The following is an 18143-nucleotide window of genomic DNA, read 5'->3' as shown; positions in this document are numbered from 1 at the left end:
AGCCGGGCATTTTCTCATGCTGGCAATACTTTAGAAACCTTTGCTGCGTCGGGAATTACCCCCATAATGCCCGCTAAACGTCTGGCTGTGGGGCAGGGTATGGTACGAGCCATTGGGGTTCTGGGTTTAGTTGTTGGTGCAATTGTACTGTTGGCCCTGGGGCCCGGGTGGGAGGAAAGTGCCACTCCAGCCGGCGATCGGCCTGAGTGCAAACTGCTTTCGGAACCATGCCGCTGGGAAACCGGCAAAGGCACCTGGCGGGCCGAACTGACCACCCTGAAGGCGGGCGACCAGGGCATGGAGTACCGGTTGACGGTGCAGGCGCCTGCACCGCCTGAGCGGTTTCTGGCAGTACTCAGGGGGCAGTCGATGTATATGGGCGAATACCCGGTGCCTTTGTCTCAGAAAGCGCCAACACTCTACCAGGCAACGTTTACCGCGCCATTTTGCACAACCGGCGGAGACATGATCTGGCGCATAGACCTTCAGGATGGCCAGAAGGTAATGGAAAATGTGCCTCTGACACTGGTTTTCCGCGCTGAGAAATAGTTAAATCGCGTCAAATTGTCATGATTTCCAGGGAACAGTGATGGATTACGGGGAAAGTGTTCAGAAGGTGCTGGTGCGCAAAATCCGCAAGGCCGAGCAGGACCTTGTTCAGCTGAAGCTGGATTACTGCCGGTTCGTATTCGGCCTTACCCACCGGGCGACCGTGTTGGCGGATGGTCAGTCGTGGGTGGTGCGGGCGGTTGATGTTGAATCGATGGAGCACACTGATGACGGCGGCTTCACCAAGCCGGCAATCACCGGCGTACCGGCCAACGAATCCAGTGAAGAGACCGTTAACCTCGGTAACGACTGGACACTGGAAACCGCTAAATAAATGCGTTGCTGGTGATCGCCTCGTACAGGCTTGATTCCCGGGGCACAAACTGATGGCGTTGCCAGAATTCAGCACTTTCGAGCCCCGCCCGATAACACGCCAGTAACACCGCACTGTGGGTGAGCCCACCCAGAGCCTCCTGGGCCTCGGTTTGCCGGATGCCCGTCTTGCGGCTGATAATGCCGGCGACCATGGCCGCCAGCGCACGGGAATGCCGATTGGATTTCAGGCTCAGAGCGCAAGCTGCACCATACAGCCAGGCGGCGGCATAGAGGCGAACCGCCATCGGCGACTCACAAAGCAATAACCCCTGAACCCGACAATCCCGTTCCTGCAAGCCGATCAGGATATGCAACTGCGTAAACAACTCGGTTCTATCAGCCGTGCCCGGGCCTCCCGGCTCACCGGCCCGAGAGTGCGGCCGTGTGCGAGAGGCGGTGGGTGAAGGGGAGGCGGAGGCAGCTAAGGCGCCTGCAACCATAAAAGGCTCTTCGCGATAGAGCCGAACCACCCGGCCAGCCAACGCCGCCAATAATGCCAGCAACCCAAACTCTGTGAAGGCGATCAATCCACTGATCATCCTGAACTTCCTCTTGCAACGAAAAGACAAATTGAGCAATTCGGGTAGATTGTAACGGTGTGTAACCGGGAAGCGCAGTCCGCAAGGCGTAAAATAAGACCTGTGTGCGTTGCCACATTCAGGAAATGTGACAACGCACACAGGCGATCAACAGGTGGGCATGGTCTGCAGCGCGAGTTTGCGCCTGATGTGGCGCCCGAGGATATCGACTCCGATGTTTAGCAGGGCGGTAATCAGAATCAGGATCATCGCGCGATCAAACTGGATGTTCTGGATAGCACTGTCGACGTAGAAGCCCAGCGTGTAAATACCCAGAATACCGAGTATTGCAGTCTCGCGCATGATGATCTCCCAGCGGTAAAACAGGAACGCGAGAAACGAGCGATAGACCCTTGGTACCAGTTCCCAGCTGTATCGGGAAAAGCCGGTGGGCGCATCCGGGCGCAGATGCAGGCTGTTGGTCTGCCGCCCGATCAAGTGGCCAATAATCCCGCCATTGTGCAGTGCCAGAGCGACCACCGCAGGCAACATGGAAGGCCCCCAGAGTTGCAGGAGGATATAGGCGAGAATGTACTCGGGAGTAGACCGGGCTATAACAAGCAGTACATGGCCAGACGTACGCCGGACCGGGCCGCCGAAGTGCCTGGAAATCAGCGGAAAAGCCAGAAGGGACAGAAGCCCTGTCGCTACCAGGGCTATCTGGGTTAGCACCACCGTATTCCAGATGCCCGGCCCAGCCTCGGTGACCATGACGTCGGCCAGCCAAGCCCAGATTTCTGCCATGCCCTCACCATCTCGAATGGGCGACGGGATAATGTCCTGGGTGAAGAATCGTTCTACATTACCCCACACGATTGGCAGGCCTTCACCCAGGAAAAACGGCGCAGCCAGCACATAGATCGGCAGCAGTTTCGGCCGCAACCAGAGCGGCATGGTTGCAATCAGAACATAGAACAAAATCAGCATGGCGCCGGCGTCGGAATAGAGGCCCTGGGAAAACGAGGACTCCAGGTAGAACCCCAGGGTTGGCAGCCCCACGAAGCCAAGAATCGCGGAAGAGCGAAGGCCGCATTCAAGGCGGTAGGCCGTGTAGGTTCTCATCTGCACCCAACAATCCGGGATCTTTGCGTACAGAAAGGCCGCCAGAGAGGGGGTGCCCGGCGGCAGAATACGCGCCGGTTCCGGGTCCGCCTCTTCCAGAATTTCCGAATAAACCTTGGCGAAAATGCCGGCGTAGGGGATGGCGATGGCCAGCACGCCGGTGAGCGGATGAAACCCGAAAAATTGCAGGAAGATCAGAGCCCAGAACAGTTCATGGATAGCGCGGATAAAGGCGCAAAATAATCGCACCGGCAAGAAGCGATAAATCAGTGCCAGTAAAAAGCCAAATAGACTGCCGAGGGTAACGCCAACAAAGGCGAACGCCACGGTCCGCAAGAGCGCGGTCATCAAGCCTTCGGTGCTGAAAAAGTTTGGCGTAGCCACGCCCAGGAAGAAACGACCGAGATCCTGCCATGGATTGGCGGTGGTAATGGCGATGTCGGCAAACAACAGCCCGAGCAACGCCACGGCTACAAAGATCAGGCTGGCTCGTACGGTCGGATAGGCGAACATTCTCTGGATCGATGCCTGTCAGTAAAGTGCGGAAATGTCGGTTGCGGTCAGCTCACTGGAAGGTTGATCCAGGGCAATCTGGCCATTCTGAATGCCGATAATACGTGAGCAATGCGCGAGCGCCATATCGATATCATGCAGAGCAACAACGCTGGTGTTAAACCGGCTTGTGAGTAAGGTCATCACCTGCGTAGCCATGGGGCCATCGAGTGCGGAAATGGGTTCGTCAGCCAGCAGGGTAGGCGCGTGCCGGTAGAGAGCCCTGGCAATTGCAACCCGTTGCCGCTGGCCGCCAGACAGGGTGGCCGCGGGCGTCCAGAGTTTTTCGGGCATCCTCATCTCCGCTAACAAGGCACTGACAGCACTCTTGTCTCGCTGGAAAGGCCGCAACAGGGTTAGCGTGTTGTACCAGGCGGAATGCTGGTCAAGCTGCCCCATAAACACGTTATGAAACACCGGCAGCGCATTGACCAGCCCCAAGTCTTGAGGTACTAGCGACGCCTGGCCCAGCAGATTGTCATATAGCAGGCGAATGAGTGTGGATTTGCCGGCACCACTCTTGCCGACCAGGCCAATGTGGTCACCTTCATTAACGCGGAAGGAGAGCGGGCCAATAACCCGTTCTCCTCCGAAACTGGCGGTCAGGCCCTTGAAATCAAACCCTGACATTAATCCAGAATTCCGATGTTTTCCGCCGTTGCGCGAATGGGCTCGTAGTCGTCGTTCGTGGCAGGGATGAAGCCGGAACGTGGAAAACTCTCGAGCAGGGCCGGGTCTTCAAGGTTCAACAGGGCCTCAGCCACTTTCTGTTTGAAGCCATCACCGAACCGCTCGTTCACATCGCCGCGAATGGTCCACTGGTAATCCGGGTAGCCCGGGGTTTTCCAGACAACCTGGACGGCGTCGGGATCGACGTTGCCATTTTCCAGTTCTTTCTCCCAGACTTTAAAGTTCAGTGCGCCAACTTCGTAGGTTCCGGACTCAACCAGGCGCAATGTCCGGGTATGATTGCCGCTGAAACCCACGCGCGAGAAAAACGATTCCGGCGCTTCACCGAACACGTCACGAAGATAGAACTCCGGCATCAGCCGCCCGGAGGTAGAGCCTTTGGAGCCGAAGGTAAAGTTTTTGCCGCGAAAACCTTTTTCCAGATCTGCCAGATTATCGGCGGGCTGGATGCCGGTGCTGGTGTTGGCAATGAAGTAAGTCTCAAAGGACTGGTCTTCAACGCCCTGGGCAATAGCCTCGGAGCCAGGCACCAGGCGGCGTGCCTGAACGCCGGACAAGCCGCCGAACCAGGCGAGCTGCACCTGGTTGTTTCGGAAAGCAGACACAGCCGCAGCATAGGATTTTACCGGGATATAACGCACCTCGACATCCAGTTGCTGCTCCAGGTAATCAGCCACACCCCGGAAGCGCTCCACCAGTTTGGTTTCATCTTCATCTGGAATGGCGGTAAACACGAAAGTGTCCGCCTGCGCCGTGGTCGCTGCGGCCAGAGAAATAATACCGGTTGCCAGCCATTTCCTGAGATTACGGATTGTCATAACGAATCATTCCTTTGCGGGGGTGTGGTTTCTTATGAAATGTTGCCATGTGCCTGAAAACCGGTTAAGGATACCGTGATTTTGGTCAAGTCTGAACCGCTGTACGAGACCGGGCTTTACCCCGCGCCATGTCGCAGGCAGAATTTTGCCAAATCCGAAACAGTGAACCCCATGGAACTGACCATCGTTACGCCGGCCGGGCCGGACTCCAAGGCGGGCAACCGGGCCACAGCCAAGCGCTGGCAGCAGTTGCTCGAGTCTGCGGGCCATCAGGTTGAAGTGGTTACCGATTACCACAACGGGGAGCCGGACTGCCTGATCGCCCTGCACGCCTGGCGAAGCGCAGCGGCTGTTGCGCGGTATCGCGAATTGTGGCCAAAACGGCCGTTAATCGTGGTACTTACCGGCACGGATATCTACCGTTACCAGCACGAGGCCCCACAAACCACCCACTGTTCAATGGATGCCGCCGATCTGCTGATTGGCCTTCACGACAAGGTGGCGGCCGATATCCCCCCGCGTTATCACAAAAAACTGTTGTGCCTGCGGCAATCAGCACCCAGGCCCGCTGTAACGGGCGCGTCCCGCACAGAGCCTGGTGAGTTCCACATTTGCGTGATTGGGCACTTGCGCGATGAAAAGGATTCTTTGCGAGCGGCCTGGGCCTGCCGGCATCTGCCGGACGATTCCCGTATTGTTGTGTCATGCGCAGGCAAGGCCCATAGCCCGGAATGGCATGAAAAAGCACTGGATGAGAGCCGGAGCAATCCCCGGTTTCATTATCTGGGGCAGCTGGAGCGCGCCCAGCTGGACAACCTGATGGCGGTCAGCCACCTGATGGTGATCAGTTCGGTAATGGAAGGCGGGGCTAACGTGGTGTCTGAGGCGTGCCGCGCCGGGTTGCCTGTTCTTGCCTCTGACATTCCGGGTAACCGGGGGCTGCTTGGGGATGACTATCCCGGATACTTCCCGGCGAAAGATGATCATGCGTTGGCTGAACTGATGTGGCGCGCAGAAACGGATAACGAATTTTTGGCAGAATTGCGCGGAAGAGTTCTGGAACTGGCTCCCTCGTTCACGCCCGAAAAAGAGCGCGAGAGCTTATTGACTGCTCTTGCAAGATGCTATGGAGACGGGTAGGCCGATAAATAGCCTACCCGTGACAGCGAGCCGGTTTCAGGGTGTTATAACACCTTTTGGGCTTCAGCTGGCAGTTCGCTGAAGCCTTTTACACTCTTGAAGGCTTCAAGCTTCTGCTGATCTTCATCGCTGGGATGGGCAATTTGCTCGATGGTGGTAATGCCAGCGTCCTGCATCTTTTTGGCCGTGGCCGGCCCGATGCCCTTGATACGGGTCAGGTCGCTGTTATCTTTCGGCTTGGCTGCCTTTTTGGGCTTTGCGGCCTTGGTTTTGGTCGCGCCACTCTTCTTGGCCGCAGGCTTGGGCGCCGTCTTCTTCGCGGCGGCGGGCTTGCTGTCCTGAGTGTCCGCCTGGCGTTTTTCGGGCGCCTGGTCGCTACCTTTGCCTTCCATGCCAAGTCGCTCAAGCAGGGCGGACTGCAGCTCATGGAACTCATCCATGCGGCGCTCAAACTCGTCATTGAAACGCTTCATTTCCCGGTCGCGCAGCTTATCCATATCTTTCAGTAGCTTGCGCACCGGTTCCTGAACCTGGTTCTGCAAACTATCGAACTGCTTCAGGGCATCATTGATCAAACCCTCGATTTGTGCCGAGGTTTTCTCAAATTCTTTGTTTACTTTTTTGACGATTTTATCAACGCTTGGCTTGGCTTTCTTGGCCATAGACTGTCTCCTTACGAGAGTTGGCAAATGAAAAAAGTGGGTATCAGGCCATCTGTTGCGTGTTGGCAGGCGGGCTGGAGCCACGCCTGGATTTGAGGCTCTGCTTCTTGAGCAACACTTCACGTATGCGCCTCAGCTTGTCTGAAGTCGGTGAGCCGTCACGACTATTAAGCTCTACAAAATCAAGCGAGTAGAAGAAATTGCTGCAGTGCTTTCTCTTCTCGGTAACAAGTGCAGTCAAGCCACCGGCGCGAATCTCTTCAAAGGGCATATCCATGACCAACTCCAGCACCACGGTGTCGCCGGGCTCAAACAATTTATCCGTTTTCATCACGCAACCGAAGCTGTCGAGTTCGTAAAGCCTGGCTTCCACGGTTTCCCGGCGGAAAATCCCGTGTCGAACCCGGAATCGCGCAACCAGATCGGGTAATTCTTCGTTCATGAAACACTTGCTCTGAAAGTGAAGTCGGTCAGATCTTCTGAACAGTAATTAAACAATAGACGGGCAAAAAACTTTTGGCAATGCTGTCAGCCATCTACCCTGGCTCGTTCATGGAAATAATCAGGAATTGGCCCCGTCTGCCGGGGCCACAAGCATTGGTTAACGGGTTTTAAGCTCGTACATATCAACCCGGCGGTCTTTCAGGTTGGTCACAGAGCCTTCGTTTCTGACCAGTTTGAGCTTTTCCAGATCCATATCTGAAAACATGATCATTTCGGTATTGGGCGTGGTCTCGGCCATCACCGCATCGTGGGGGAAGGCGAAGTCGGACGGTGAGAATACCGAAGACTGTGCGTACTGAACATCCAGGTTCTCTACCTTCGGCAAATTCCCCACGCTGCCTGTGATCACTACGTAGCATTCGTTCTCAATAGCCCGGGCCTGGGCGCAATGACGAACCCGCAGGTAACCGTTCTTGGTGTCGGTCCAGAATGGAACGCAAATGATATCGACGTCCTGGGTGGCCGCAATCCGGCCCAGCTCCGGGAATTCGATGTCGTAACAGATCATTATCGCAACGCGGCCAGCGTCTGTATCGAACACCTGAAAACGATCACCGCCCTCTATGACCCAGTCTCGACGCTCGTGCGGGGTGATATGCACCTTGCGCTGCTCGTCCACCCGGCCATCCCGGTGACACAGGTAGGAAACGTTGTAAACGCGATCATCCTCAATCAATGGCATCGAGCCGGTTACGATGTTGATGTTATAGCTCACCGCCATCTCTGACATTTCATTCCGGAATTGTTCGGTGAATCCGGCCAGAAAGCGAATCGCGCGGGTCTGGTCCATCTGGTCGGTCAGCCCCATCAGCGGGGCGTTGAAAAACTCCGGAAACAGGGCAAAGTCGCTCTTGTAATCAGAGAGTGCGTCCACGAAGTATTCTACCTGTTCGAGTACTTCTTCTACGGAGGTAAATTCCCGCATTTGCCACTGAACCGCCCCCATGCGCACCTGGGTTTTCTTGACACTCAGGACCGGGGAAGGCGGCGTATAGAGGATGTTTCTCCATTCCAGAAGCGTGGCATAGCCCAGGGATTTCTGATCTTCCGGCAGGTATTTATGCATCAGCCGGGTAACCTGGAAATCGTTGGACAGCTGGAAGGTCAGAATCGGATCATAGATTTCTTTCCGGTCTACCCGCTGGATATATTCTTCCGGCGTGTATTGTTCGGCGTACTTGAAGTAGTTTGGAATGCGCCCGCCGGCAAGAATGGCCCGCAGATTCATGGAACGACAGAGCTCTTTTCTGGCTTCGTAAAGTCGCCGGCCCAGGCGGTAGCCACGGTATTCCGGGTCGATGAACACATCCAGCCCATAGAGTGAGTCGCCGTTGGGGTTATGCCAGATCTTCTCGTTGCGCAGGATGAGGTCGTCGTAGGCGTGAGGGTTGCTGAACCGCTCGTATTTCACGCTGACGGTCAGGGCCACTGCGACCAGCTGGCCGCTTTCCTCGATGCAGATCTGGCCATCTGGAAATTGTTCTACCAGCGCTTTGATCGTCTCCTTCGGCCACGCACCACCGATATCGTTATAAACCCGATCCATTAGCTCCTGAAGCTGGCTATAGTCATCCAGGTTCAGGTTGCGCAGATTAAGGTGCAGCTCTTCATGGGCCATTAACGCTCTCCATCGTTTAACTGTGACTGTCAGGTAGACTTGCCCGGGCATTCTAGCAGACGAGCGTTTGAACCACTCGACCCCCAAGCCGACAACGTTGTCTTATGCACTAAATAGGTATTAAAGCCTTTGCTGTTCTGGCCGATACGAACAGTAACTGCGCTTCAGCAGCCTGAGCGGTATCATCGTCGGGCGCTTACAGGAGGAATTCCCACGTGAAATTAACGTTCGGCCAAAAATTACTGCTCGCCGTTGGCGTTCTGGTTGTGGTCATCATGTCTGTCTTTACGTTCTCGGCAGATCAACGACTGCAGAAAACCACGAATACCTATGTCACTGCAATGCTCGATGATGCGGTGAAACAAAGTACGGCCAGCATTGCCGACTGGCTCAACACACGCCTGGACATGACCGAAGCGGTCGCAGCGTCGCTTGAAGATGTTCGAACCCAGGCGATGGCTCGCAATATTTTAAATGGTATGACCCGGGCCAGCGGCGCGAAAGACGTCTACGTTGGAACCAGTACCGGCCGGATGCTGATGCGCACCCAGGAAATCGAAGACTCCCTGCCTGCCGGCTTTGATCCCCGTCAGCGCCCCTGGTATCAACAGGCCATGAATGAGGGCAGGGCTTCCTTTACGGAAACTTACCAGGATGCCCAGAGTGGCGAGACGCTGTTGTCTGCAATAGCGCCGGTGTCTTCCGGCGCTTTCCGGGGCGTAGCGGGCATGGATATTACGCTGAATGCCATTCAGGAACTGCTCTCCACCATCACGCTCGGCGATGCCGGTTATGCGGTTCTGGTCACCCGGCAGGGAACGATTTTGTTCCACCCGGACGAATCGCTGGTGGGGCAGAATGTAAACGATCTTCTTGGGTTTGCTCCATCGCTTGACGGCACGCCCAGGCAGTTCGAGCGTCAGGATACCACCTGGAGTGCGGCATTTTTCCCGATTTCTGAAGCCCGTAGCGTCGACTGGTATATGGGGTCAGTGGTCAATTGGGACAAAATCCAGGAGCCTGTGGTTGCTGCCCGTGCAACCGGCATGACCATTGCCGTTGTGGGCCTGCTGATTGCACTGGTTATTCTGCATTTCGGCATTCGCACGCTTATGGCCCCGGTTCGCCGCCTGAATAAAGCCCTGTCGGATATTGCTTCGGGGGAGGCGGATCTGACGCAGCGCCTGGACGACACCACATCGGATGAGTTCGGCCAGTTGGCCTCCAGCTTCAACACGTTCGTTGCCAACATCCAGCAGGTGGTCCGGCAAGTAAAAGAGGGCAGTGACGAGCTTGAGGAGAACGTAAAATCTCTGCGCCAAACATCCAGCGACAGCAGAAACAGCGTCGAAGGCCAACAGCATGAAATCGACATGATCGCAACGGCCATTAATGAAATGTCGGCAGCGGCCGGAGAAATCGCCCAGAACGCACAGCAAACCGCCGAGGCTGCCGAGAATGCAGACCAGGAAAGCCGTGGGTCGCTTGAGACCGTCACCGCATCACGGGATGCGGTGCAAAAGCTGGCGGGCGAGATTAACGGGGCTGCCGAAGTAATTGATACGCTGGGTAAAGATGTATCTTCAATTACCACCGTACTTGAAGTTATTCAGGGTATTGCCGAGCAAACCAACTTGCTGGCCCTGAACGCGGCCATTGAGGCAGCGCGGGCGGGGGATGCAGGCCGCGGTTTTGCGGTGGTGGCCGACGAGGTGAGAAATCTTGCCCAGCGCACGCAGTCGTCTACCGAAGAAATCAACAATATGATTGAGCGACTGCAGAAGGGTGCCAATGATGCAGTCGAGGTGATGAAGGCGTCTACAGCAGTCTCCAATGTCAGTATGGAGAAAGCCCAGGATGCCATGGAGTCGCTGAATCGTATTGTCGACGCGATCACGGCAATCAGTCAGATGACATCCCAGATTGCCACCGCCTCAGAGGAACAGACGTCAGTGACGGAGGAGCTCAACTCGTCCATCACCCGGATTGCCGATCAGGGGCAGGAGGCGGCCAGGTCAGCCAGTGAGAACGATGTCTACAGCGGACATATCGAAACCATTGGCGGCACTCTGAGCGATCGGGTTACCCGCTTCAAGGTCTAGCATACCGTGCCACGGACGGCCTGTTATTGTGACTGTTCAAGTGTGTTTCGCAGCCGGATAAGGTTTTCCAGCGCCTTCCGCCCGATGTGCCGCGATTCCTCGCTCAAATAGGGATTGGCAAGCGTGAGAATGGTCCGCTGATCCAGCCCGAGTTCTGAAACCGCCTTACCGAACCAGGTGTCGAGATACACGGCGAAACTTCCATCTGCGATGGCCCGTTCCAGCCCCAGCCGCAATCTTTGTGCTGTTTCATGGTCCCCGCGTGCCACGAACAGGTAAGAGGGCATCGGATAAGCCAGAAGCAGGTCGGGCTCGATCACCAGATCTTCGGCATTGTTGTGCTCAATATCGAAAAGCACTTCGCTGACGCTGCGGGCAAAACACTCGAACCTTTGATTCCTAAGCATCCCGAAGAGAATTTCGTAGCGGGCGTGCGTGACCACGCCTATACCGTTTGCCTTCAGAATTTCAGTGTCCGGCCAGTGCGATCCCTGGCCGATCCGGATATTGCGCTGACGGAAGTCCTCAAGGGTCTCGACTCCGTCAAACAGGGCCAGGTGCTCTGGCAGCGTAAGACACACCCTGAACCCCAACAAACCACCGTCTAGCGGCACAGGAATGGCTTTCACGTAGGATTCCCGCTCCGCCGAAGTGGCCATATTGGCAATATCAAGCAGCTTTCTTCGGGGGTTGGCGAGCTCCCGCAAAGCGCGCCCCTGGCTGATGACTGCACTGCGGACAATCCGGAAATCGTCGAATTCGGGAGTTTTATGAAGGGCGAGCTCTACCAGGGCGCGAACGGCGGGATTGTCATAATTACGGTACCAGAGGATGTACTCCCGGGCAGAGGCCTGCTCCCCTTGTGATGCAGACACCGGTTGCAGCTGAAAAACGGCCAAAAACACCAGAGCCGGCCACAAATACTTTCGGATGGTCTTGTACGCGGTCAATCGCAAGCTCCCATGCTATCCGGTGCCGAGCGCGGCAGTGCGGTGAAAACTACCAAGATAGCTTAAATCATAATCTGCCGCCCAAAACATAACGATTTCAAAAAAAACGTAAAAGATGCTTGAACTGGCCCGATACGGCTGCAAATATCGCGCTTTCTTTATTTCAGGATGTGACGTTATGGCTCTTATTGATTCTTTGATTGGCACTGCCGGCCAATGGGTGAGTTCCAGTGACCCCAGGGCTACCCTGCTGCAGCCTCTGGAATGGCTGAAGAAAACCGGCAGCTATGCGGCGGTTAATCGTGTTATTGGCATGGCAATTCCGTTTGCCCCCCGCAATCATTTCAGTGTTGAAGAGCTCCGGCCCGGTTATGTCAAAGCCCGGGTGCGCCTGAAAGGCAACAAGAACCATTTTGGCAGTTTATACGCGGGAGCCTATTTTCTGGTGGCAGAAATCCCCGGCGGCGTGCTCACCCTGTTTGATCTGGGCCCCGCCTACACGCCGATTCTCAAGGAAATGACCCTGGAGTTTTTGCAGCCCGCCAATTCGGACGTTACCGTGGAGTTTTCTTTGTCGCCTGAAGCCGTGGCAGCCATTCTTGCGGACGCAGATGCCACGGGCCGGGCCAGGTTCAGTCTTGAGGGTATTCTGAAAGACGAAGAAGGCAATCACGTTGCCACATCAACAGCTCACTACCGGGTGCGCAAGAAAGGGTTCACGCCCCGGAGCTGAGAGATTTCAGCGCCTGCAGGAAAACCTCACCGTATTTCTCGAGTTTCGCAGCGCCGACACCGCTGACTTCTGCCAGCTCTTCCAGGTTGGCGGGGCGGCGCTCAAGCATATCGAACAGCGTTGTGTCGTGAAAAATCACATAGGGTGGCACGCCCTGTTTGTCTGCCAGCTCCTTTCGACAGGCCCGCAACGCATCCCAGCCCTCCTGGTCTGTGATCTGCTCCCGCACGTCTTGCCCGCTGCGCCGATTGCCTGACGCTCGGGTTCCGGAGGCTTTGGGGGCAACCGGGTCTTTCCGTAGCTCAATGGCTTGCTTACCCTTGAGCAGCGGCCGGCACTGCTCGGTTAATTGCAGGGCGCCATAACCCTCCGGGTCTGCCCGCAGATAGCCATTCGCCACCAGTTGCCGGAATACCGACTTCCACTCATTCGCGGACAGCTCCTGCCCGATGCCATAAGTGGTTATGGCCTGATGGCCCGATTGCAGAATGCGCTCGTTTTCCGACCCCCTCAGAACGTCAATGACGTAGTTGACGCCGAAACGCTGGCCGGTGCGATACACACACGATAGCGCTTTCTGAACAGCGACCGTGCCATCCCAGGTTTTTGGCGGGTTAAGGCAGGTGTCGCAGTTTCCGCATGGGCTTTCAAGCGCATCTCCGAAGTAGTTCAACAGCACCTGCCGCCGGCACTGGGTAACTTCACATAGCCCCAGCATGGCATCCAGCTTTTGACGCTCAATTCGTTTGAACTGATCGTTACCCTGGGAGGCCTCCAGCATTTGCCGGAGCTTGATAACATCCTGAAGCCCATACACCATCCAAGCCGTGGAAGGTTTGCCATCGCGGCCGGCGCGCCCGGTTTCCTGATAATAGGCTTCCAGGCTTTTGGGCAGATCCAGGTGGGCGACAAAACGCACATCCGGTTTGTCGATGCCCATACCGAAGGCAATGGTTGCGACCACAATGACGCCATCTTCACGCAGAAATCGTTCCTGATTGCGCGCGCGCTCCTCGGCATTCAAGCCGGCATGGTAGGGGAGTGCCGTGTAGCCTTTGCTGCTTAATAAGCGGGCTGTGGCATCGACTTTGTTTCGGGACAAACAATAGACAATGCCACAGTCATCTTCATGCTCGGCTTTAATAAAGTCCAGCAACTGCTTGTTTGCATTTGTTTTAGGAGTTATCCGGTATTGAATGTTCGGGCGATCAAAGCCGCTGATGAAATGGCGAGCCGTTGTCAGTGACAACCGTTCGGCAATTTCTTTGCGGGTGCGTTCGTCGGCTGTTGCCGTCAGCGCGATTCGCGGGATTCCGGGGAATTCCTCGGCCAACATACTCAGGCCCAGATAATCAGACCGGAAATCGTGCCCCCACTGGGACACGCAGTGGGCCTCGTCAATGGCAAAGAGCGACAAAGAGGCGTTATGCAGTAATTCGATGGTACGTGGCTGAATGAGTCGCTCAGGGGCACAGTAAAGCAGGTCAAGTTCGCCAGTCGAAAGCGCGTATTCGGTAGCCCGTGCCTGCTCGAAATCCATGGTGGAATTAAGGAAGGCGGCCCTCACGCCCAGCTCCCGAAGCGCAGCCACCTGGTCTTGCATCAGCGCAATCAGGGGTGAAATCACAATGGCTGTGCCCGGCCGAACAAGTGCGGGAACCTGATAGCACAGAGACTTACCCCCGCCTGTGGGCATCAGTACCAGGGCATCGCCGCCGCTTACCAGCTCATTAACGATGTCGCCCTGCAATGGCCGGAAGCTTTCGTAGCCGAACACTTCGTGCAACACCTGCTCCGGGTTGCGGTCTGCCGCGCTTGGCGGCTCGCTGGCGAGTTGATCGAAGTCCTGATTCATGTACATTCGGCGGTCGGCCCGTGGCAGAGTAATTAACGCGGGCGATTCTAACAGATCCTGCCTCGCCTTTGGTCAACTGGCCATTCGGGGTGGAGGCAAACAGGCAGTCGAAAGGGTACAATAGCGCCCTTTCCACTCACTGTGATCAACGCTGCGCATAACAACAGGTCTTGCATGCAGGAATTCGACGCAATCCGACCCTATTCGGATGAAGAAACCGCACCCACCATCCAGAGACTGGTTAACGATCGTGAGTTTCTGGATCTGGTTGGCCGCTTCAAATCGCCCAGGCTCGCAAAATGGGCCCCGGCTGCTCTCAGGATGTTTACACGACGGTGGCTGGCCAGCCGCTTTGGCCACTACACCAGGGTCGATGATTTGCAGGCCGGTATTTCCCAGCACGTTGGGGATCTGGTAGAGCGCACAACGTGCCGCATTACCCACAGTGGGCTGGACAATCTCGACAAGAACACGGCGCATTTGTTTATCTCCAACCATCGGGACATTGTCTTCGACCCGATGGTTGTCAATTATCTGCTGTTCCGTAACGGCTTTCCCACCACGCGAATCGCCATTGGCGACAACCTGCTGACCAACCGGGTGTTTGCCGAGATGATGCGGCTCAACAAGAGTTTTGTGGTGCGCCGTAACATGACCAGTCCCCGAGAAATGCGAGATGCTTATCTGACGCTGTCTAGCTTTATCAATCACAGCATTGATACCAACCACAGCATCTGGATTGCCCAGCGCGAGGGCCGTGCAAAAGACGGCATTGATGCAACCGATCCCGCCATTATCAAAATGTTCTACATGAGCCGGAAAAAAAGCGGGCTGGCATTTGGCGAGGCCATAAACCGGCTGCATATCGTTCCGGTTTCGATTGCTTACGAATACGACCCCTGTGACGCCGATAAAGCCAGAGAACTGGAAATACGCTCTCGTACGGGAACCTATCGCAAAGCCGAAGGCGAGGACACAGAACAAATCGTAAAAGGCCTGACTGGCTACAAGGGCCATGTCCATGTGCATTTTGGCACTCCGATTGCTGATTCACCGGATAACCCAAAAGCGCTGGCCGCGTATATCGATCGCGAGATGCACGCCAACTACCACCTGCACGCATCTAACCTGGTGGCATACCAGATGCGGGGCGTGCACCCGGGCGCCCACGAGACTCCGGGCAGTGTAGGTGAGAGCGTGGTAACCGCGGAAACCTGGTCGCCTGCCGATATGGAGGCTGCACATTCGGAAATGGAACGTCGTCTGGGCGTCTGCGAACCGGCAATCAGGCCGTATCTGCTCGATATGTATGCCAATCCGGTGGTGAATGCCCTGGCCGCAAGCCATCACGAGGCACCACTGAACCCGACCTCAGACTGAATTTACACCCATAGCATGGCACCCATTTCCAGAGAGTGGGCAAGCGCTCGGTGATGCGGATATATTCGTATCCGCAGGGTTTGTAAACCCGGGTAGGGCGGCTGAATCCGGGCCGAGAAAAGCGTCTTGCCTTCTTTATCTCCGCTCGCCCCCAGAACAAAAGCATTCGGCCCTGGCCCTGAATGGGTTCCGGTACAGTCCGGGGCAACCAGGCATTCAACCCGGACGTCCTCCGGCCCAAGACCATTCAGTGCAACGGTCACGTGCACTTCTACCGATTCATCCCAGTGGCAGCGGTCCGATACACAGCCCTCCATTTCGATGGAAACTCCATGCCAGGCCTCCCGGACTTTCCCTTTCCACTCTGCCAGCTGCCTGGCCGCTTCGGCATCGTTCTCCCGCAAGCCAACGCCATGGCGCGTTGCCGGTTCATAATAGTTCCGCACATAATCCATCACCATGCGCTGGGCATTGAACCGGGGGGTGATGGTCTTCATGGAGGCTTTCGACTTTGTCACCCAGCCTCTCGAGTAGCCCTGGGACGCACGATCGTAGTACAGGGGAATGACTTCATGTTCCAGCAGATCGAGCAAATCCCTTGCCTCTTCCCGGTTGCGAAATTCCGCGTCCAGCCCAGTATCCCGTGGGGTTATTGCCCAGCCATTGGTTTTGTCGAACCCTTCGCCCCACCAGCCGTCCAGCACACTGAGATTCAACGCGCCGTTCACGGCGGCTTTTTCGCCGGAAGTACCACTGGCTTCCTTGGGATATTCAGGGGTATTCAGCCAGACATCAACGCCGCTGAGCAGTCGCCGTGCCATGGCCTGGTCGTAGTCCTCCAGCAGGATGATGTGTCCCATCAGAGTGGGCTGCATGGCGAGGTCATGAATCACCTTGATTAGTTGTTGTCCGGGCGTGTCCTGGGGGTGGGCCTTGCCGGCGAACACCAGCACAATCGGCTGATCGGGATTGGTTAACAGGCGCTCGAGGCGGCGCAGATCTGAAAAAATCAGAGTTGCCCGCTTGTATGTGGCGAAGCGGCGCGCGAAGCCGATGATCAATGCGTCTTTCTCCGGCGACACCAGCTCGCGGGCCATCCTCTCGGTAACCGACTGCCCGGTACCGTTGCGCTGATGCTGGCGCTTTAGCCGGCGGACAATGAACTCTGCCATTTGTTGCTTGAGCGCTTTGTGAACGCTCCAGTAGTGATAGTCCGGAATGTTATCGATGAAGTGCCAGAACGCCGGGTTTCTCAGTTCGCTTTTCCACATCGGCGCCTGCATATCGAACAGGCTTGCCCATTCCGGTGCCAGGAACGTGGGCACATGGATACCATTGGTGATGTAGCCAATCGGGTTTTCCTCGGCCGGAATCTGGGGCCAGATATCGCCTTCCATGCGAGAAGCAACGCCGCCGTGAATCCGGCTGACGCCATTATGGAAGCGCGACCCCCGCAATCCCAGGCTGGTCATATTGAAACTGTGATCCCCATTTTTGCTGCCCAGACCAAACACGCTGTCGAAATCAAGGCCGGCCGAGTCGAGATAAGGCCTCAGAAAATGCTCGACCAGATCCCGGGGAAAGATGTCGTGGCCTGCAGGAACCGGCGTGTGGGTGGTAAACAGCGTGGCCCCCGCAACCGATTCGAGGGCGGCGCCGAACGGCAGATCATCCGCCATCGCCATGCTGCATCGCTCCAGAATCTGGAAGGCGGCATGGCCTTCATTGATGTGCCATACGGTTGGCCGGATTCCAAGCGCGGCCAGAACCCGCGTTCCGCCGATGCCCAGAAGCATTTCCTGGCTGATGCGCGTGCCCGAATCGCCGCCATATAACTGCAGCGTGAGCTGCTGGTCTTCCGCATTGTTCTCCGGCGTATTGGTGTCCAGCAGGTACAGCGAAATGTGTCCTACGCGAGCCAGCCAGACCCGTGCGTGCACTTCACGGCCGGGAAACGGCACAGAAACCGTTAATGGCTGGCCATTTTTCTCTACCGGTGTAATCGGCAATTGATCGCTCGGGTGGCACTTATAACGAGCTATTTGATGCCCCTGCGCGTCGATGGTCTGAATGAAATAGCCCTGCTGATACAGCAGCCCAACGGCAACGAAGGGCAGCCCAAGATCACTGGCGGCCTTGCAGTGGTCGCCCGCCAGTATACCCAGCCCGCCGGAATAAATCGGAAAGCTCTCGTGAAAGCCGAATTCCGCGCAGAAATAGGCGACCAGGCTTCGCTTCGGATCGAGAGCCTCCAGAACTTCGGCGCCGGGCCCGGCATCAAGATACGCGTCGTAAGCTGACAGCACTCTTCGGTACTCCGCAAGAAACGCGCGATCTTCGGCCGCCTGTTCGAGCCGGGCCTGGGCCACCCGCCGCAGGAACAGCTTGGGGTTATGCTCGACCTTCTGCCATAAACGCAAATCAATCCTGGCGAACAGGCTTCGCACGCCGTGATCCCAGCTATAGAACAAATCATTGGCCAGAACATCCAGCCGGGCCAGGGCGTCGGGCAATCTGGGGCGAGCTTCCAGCCTGAATTCAGTGGCCTTGTGCATAATGATGATCTCCTTGAGCC

At 56.3% G+C, this 18143-nt stretch carries 16 protein-coding genes; 6 read left to right on the top strand and 10 right to left on the bottom strand.

The annotated features are described in order from the left end of the window. Positions 1-66: 66 nt before the first annotated feature. Together ACP2AU_RS00485 and ACP2AU_RS00480 are read left to right on the top strand one after the other, a co-directional pair. On the top strand, positions 67-549 hold the full coding sequence (locus ACP2AU_RS00485) for a hypothetical protein (protein ID WP_426373808.1): 483 nt from the start codon (positions 67-69) through the stop codon (positions 547-549). Between the two features lie 40 nt (positions 550-589). Beyond that, a complete protein-coding gene (locus ACP2AU_RS00480; protein WP_426373807.1) occupies positions 590-883 on the top strand; it encodes a hypothetical protein in 294 nt (97 codons plus the stop codon). Here the strand turns inward: ACP2AU_RS00480 and ACP2AU_RS00475 are convergent. From ACP2AU_RS00475 to ACP2AU_RS00460, 4 genes are all read right to left on the bottom strand, one after another. Further along, positions 876-1463, bottom strand: coding sequence for a hypothetical protein (locus tag ACP2AU_RS00475; RefSeq protein WP_426373806.1), 588 nt, complete (start codon positions 1461-1463; stop codon positions 876-878). The genes ACP2AU_RS00480 and ACP2AU_RS00475 overlap by 8 nt on opposite strands. Before the next feature lie 147 nt (positions 1464-1610). Beyond that, positions 1611-3077 (bottom strand): PhnE/PtxC family ABC transporter permease, encoded by a 1467-nt coding sequence (locus ACP2AU_RS00470; RefSeq protein WP_426373805.1) that lies wholly within the window; start codon positions 3075-3077, stop codon positions 1611-1613. Positions 3078-3095: 18 nt separating this feature from the next. Next, positions 3096-3746, bottom strand: coding sequence for an ATP-binding cassette domain-containing protein (locus tag ACP2AU_RS00465; protein ID WP_426373804.1), 651 nt, complete (start codon positions 3744-3746; stop codon positions 3096-3098). Continuing rightward, on the bottom strand, positions 3746-4624 hold the full coding sequence (locus ACP2AU_RS00460) for a putative selenate ABC transporter substrate-binding protein (protein ID WP_426373803.1): 879 nt from the start codon (positions 4622-4624) through the stop codon (positions 3746-3748). The genes ACP2AU_RS00465 and ACP2AU_RS00460 overlap by 1 nt, the downstream gene beginning before the upstream one ends. An 81-nt stretch (positions 4625-4705) precedes the next feature. Between ACP2AU_RS00460 and senB the strand changes: the two genes are divergently transcribed. Then, positions 4706-5764: a selenoneine biosynthesis selenosugar synthase SenB gene (senB, locus tag ACP2AU_RS00455; RefSeq protein WP_426373802.1), complete on the top strand. Its 1059-nt coding sequence runs from the start codon at positions 4706-4708 to the stop codon at positions 5762-5764. A gap of 44 nt (positions 5765-5808) precedes the next feature. Here senB and ACP2AU_RS00450 read toward each other — a convergent pair whose 3' ends face one another. The 3 genes from ACP2AU_RS00450 to ACP2AU_RS00440 form a co-directional block, all read right to left on the bottom strand. Next, complete coding sequence (locus ACP2AU_RS00450) at positions 5809-6426, bottom strand: helix-hairpin-helix domain-containing protein (RefSeq protein WP_426373801.1); 618 nt, start codon at positions 6424-6426, stop codon at positions 5809-5811. 43 nt (positions 6427-6469) lie between these two features. Beyond that, entirely contained in the window at positions 6470-6868 is a 399-nt protein-coding gene (locus ACP2AU_RS00445) for a hypothetical protein (protein ID WP_426373800.1), read from the bottom strand. A 159-nt stretch (positions 6869-7027) separates the two neighbouring features. Continuing rightward, on the bottom strand, positions 7028-8548 hold the full coding sequence (locus ACP2AU_RS00440) for a GNAT family N-acetyltransferase (protein ID WP_426373799.1): 1521 nt from the start codon (positions 8546-8548) through the stop codon (positions 7028-7030). A 215-nt stretch (positions 8549-8763) separates the two neighbouring features. Between ACP2AU_RS00440 and ACP2AU_RS00435 the strand changes: the two genes are divergently transcribed. Next, a complete protein-coding gene (locus ACP2AU_RS00435) occupies positions 8764-10650 on the top strand; it encodes a methyl-accepting chemotaxis protein (protein WP_426373798.1) in 1887 nt (628 codons plus the stop codon). A gap of 23 nt (positions 10651-10673) precedes the next feature. Here ACP2AU_RS00435 and ACP2AU_RS00430 read toward each other — a convergent pair whose 3' ends face one another. Continuing rightward, positions 10674-11600 (bottom strand): hypothetical protein, encoded by a 927-nt coding sequence (locus ACP2AU_RS00430; protein WP_426373797.1) that lies wholly within the window; start codon positions 11598-11600, stop codon positions 10674-10676. 178 nt (positions 11601-11778) lie between these two features. On the opposite strand from ACP2AU_RS00430, the gene ACP2AU_RS00425 reads away from it, so the two are divergent. After that, entirely contained in the window at positions 11779-12333 is a 555-nt protein-coding gene (locus ACP2AU_RS00425) for a YiiD C-terminal domain-containing protein (protein WP_426373796.1), read from the top strand. Here ACP2AU_RS00425 and recQ read toward each other — a convergent pair. Continuing rightward, a complete protein-coding gene (gene recQ / locus ACP2AU_RS00420; RefSeq protein WP_426373795.1) occupies positions 12317-14194 on the bottom strand; it encodes a DNA helicase RecQ in 1878 nt (625 codons plus the stop codon). The two genes, ACP2AU_RS00425 and recQ, sit on opposite strands and share 17 nt — an antisense overlap. A 168-nt stretch (positions 14195-14362) precedes the next feature. On the opposite strand from recQ, the gene ACP2AU_RS00415 reads away from it, so the two are divergent. Then, a complete protein-coding gene (locus ACP2AU_RS00415; protein WP_426373794.1) occupies positions 14363-15568 on the top strand; it encodes a 1-acyl-sn-glycerol-3-phosphate acyltransferase in 1206 nt (401 codons plus the stop codon). Positions 15569-15570: 2 nt separating this feature from the next. Here the strand turns inward: ACP2AU_RS00415 and glgP are convergent, their stop codons facing one another. Next, on the bottom strand, positions 15571-18123 hold the full coding sequence (glgP, locus tag ACP2AU_RS00410) for an alpha-glucan family phosphorylase (RefSeq protein ID WP_426373793.1): 2553 nt from the start codon (positions 18121-18123) through the stop codon (positions 15571-15573). Positions 18124-18143: the final 20 nt, after the last annotated feature.

It is taken from the genome of Marinobacter sp. VGCF2001, from assembly GCF_049943275.1.
Lineage (GTDB): Bacteria > Pseudomonadota > Gammaproteobacteria > Pseudomonadales > Oleiphilaceae > Marinobacter.
This window is presented reverse-complemented; position numbering and strand designations above follow the sequence as displayed.

What these genes read in the sequence shown, in the direction of transcription:
- ACP2AU_RS00485 (WP_426373808.1), top strand. Translation starts at nt 67, where the DNA reads ATGCCCGCTAAACGTCTGGCTGTGGGGCAGGGTATGGTACGAGCCATT.
- ACP2AU_RS00480 (WP_426373807.1), top strand. Translation starts at nt 590, where the DNA reads ATGGATTACGGGGAAAGTGTTCAGAAGGTGCTGGTGCGCAAAATCCGC.
- ACP2AU_RS00475 (WP_426373806.1), bottom strand. Translation starts at nt 1,463, where the DNA reads ATGATCAGTGGATTGATCGCCTTCACAGAGTTTGGGTTGCTGGCATTA.
- ACP2AU_RS00470 (WP_426373805.1), bottom strand. Translation starts at nt 3,077, where the DNA reads ATGTTCGCCTATCCGACCGTACGAGCCAGCCTGATCTTTGTAGCCGTG.
- ACP2AU_RS00465 (WP_426373804.1), bottom strand. Translation starts at nt 3,746, where the DNA reads ATGTCAGGGTTTGATTTCAAGGGCCTGACCGCCAGTTTCGGAGGAGAA.
- ACP2AU_RS00460 (WP_426373803.1), bottom strand. Translation starts at nt 4,624, where the DNA reads ATGACAATCCGTAATCTCAGGAAATGGCTGGCAACCGGTATTATTTCT.
- ACP2AU_RS00450 (WP_426373801.1), bottom strand. Translation starts at nt 6,426, where the DNA reads ATGGCCAAGAAAGCCAAGCCAAGCGTTGATAAAATCGTCAAAAAAGTA.
- ACP2AU_RS00445 (WP_426373800.1), bottom strand. Translation starts at nt 6,868, where the DNA reads ATGAACGAAGAATTACCCGATCTGGTTGCGCGATTCCGGGTTCGACAC.
- ACP2AU_RS00440 (WP_426373799.1), bottom strand. Translation starts at nt 8,548, where the DNA reads ATGGCCCATGAAGAGCTGCACCTTAATCTGCGCAACCTGAACCTGGAT.
- ACP2AU_RS00425 (WP_426373796.1), top strand. Translation starts at nt 11,779, where the DNA reads ATGGCTCTTATTGATTCTTTGATTGGCACTGCCGGCCAATGGGTGAGT.
- recQ (WP_426373795.1), bottom strand. Translation starts at nt 14,194, where the DNA reads ATGTACATGAATCAGGACTTCGATCAACTCGCCAGCGAGCCGCCAAGC.
- ACP2AU_RS00415 (WP_426373794.1), top strand. Translation starts at nt 14,363, where the DNA reads ATGCAGGAATTCGACGCAATCCGACCCTATTCGGATGAAGAAACCGCA.
- glgP (WP_426373793.1), bottom strand. Translation starts at nt 18,123, where the DNA reads ATGCACAAGGCCACTGAATTCAGGCTGGAAGCTCGCCCCAGATTGCCC.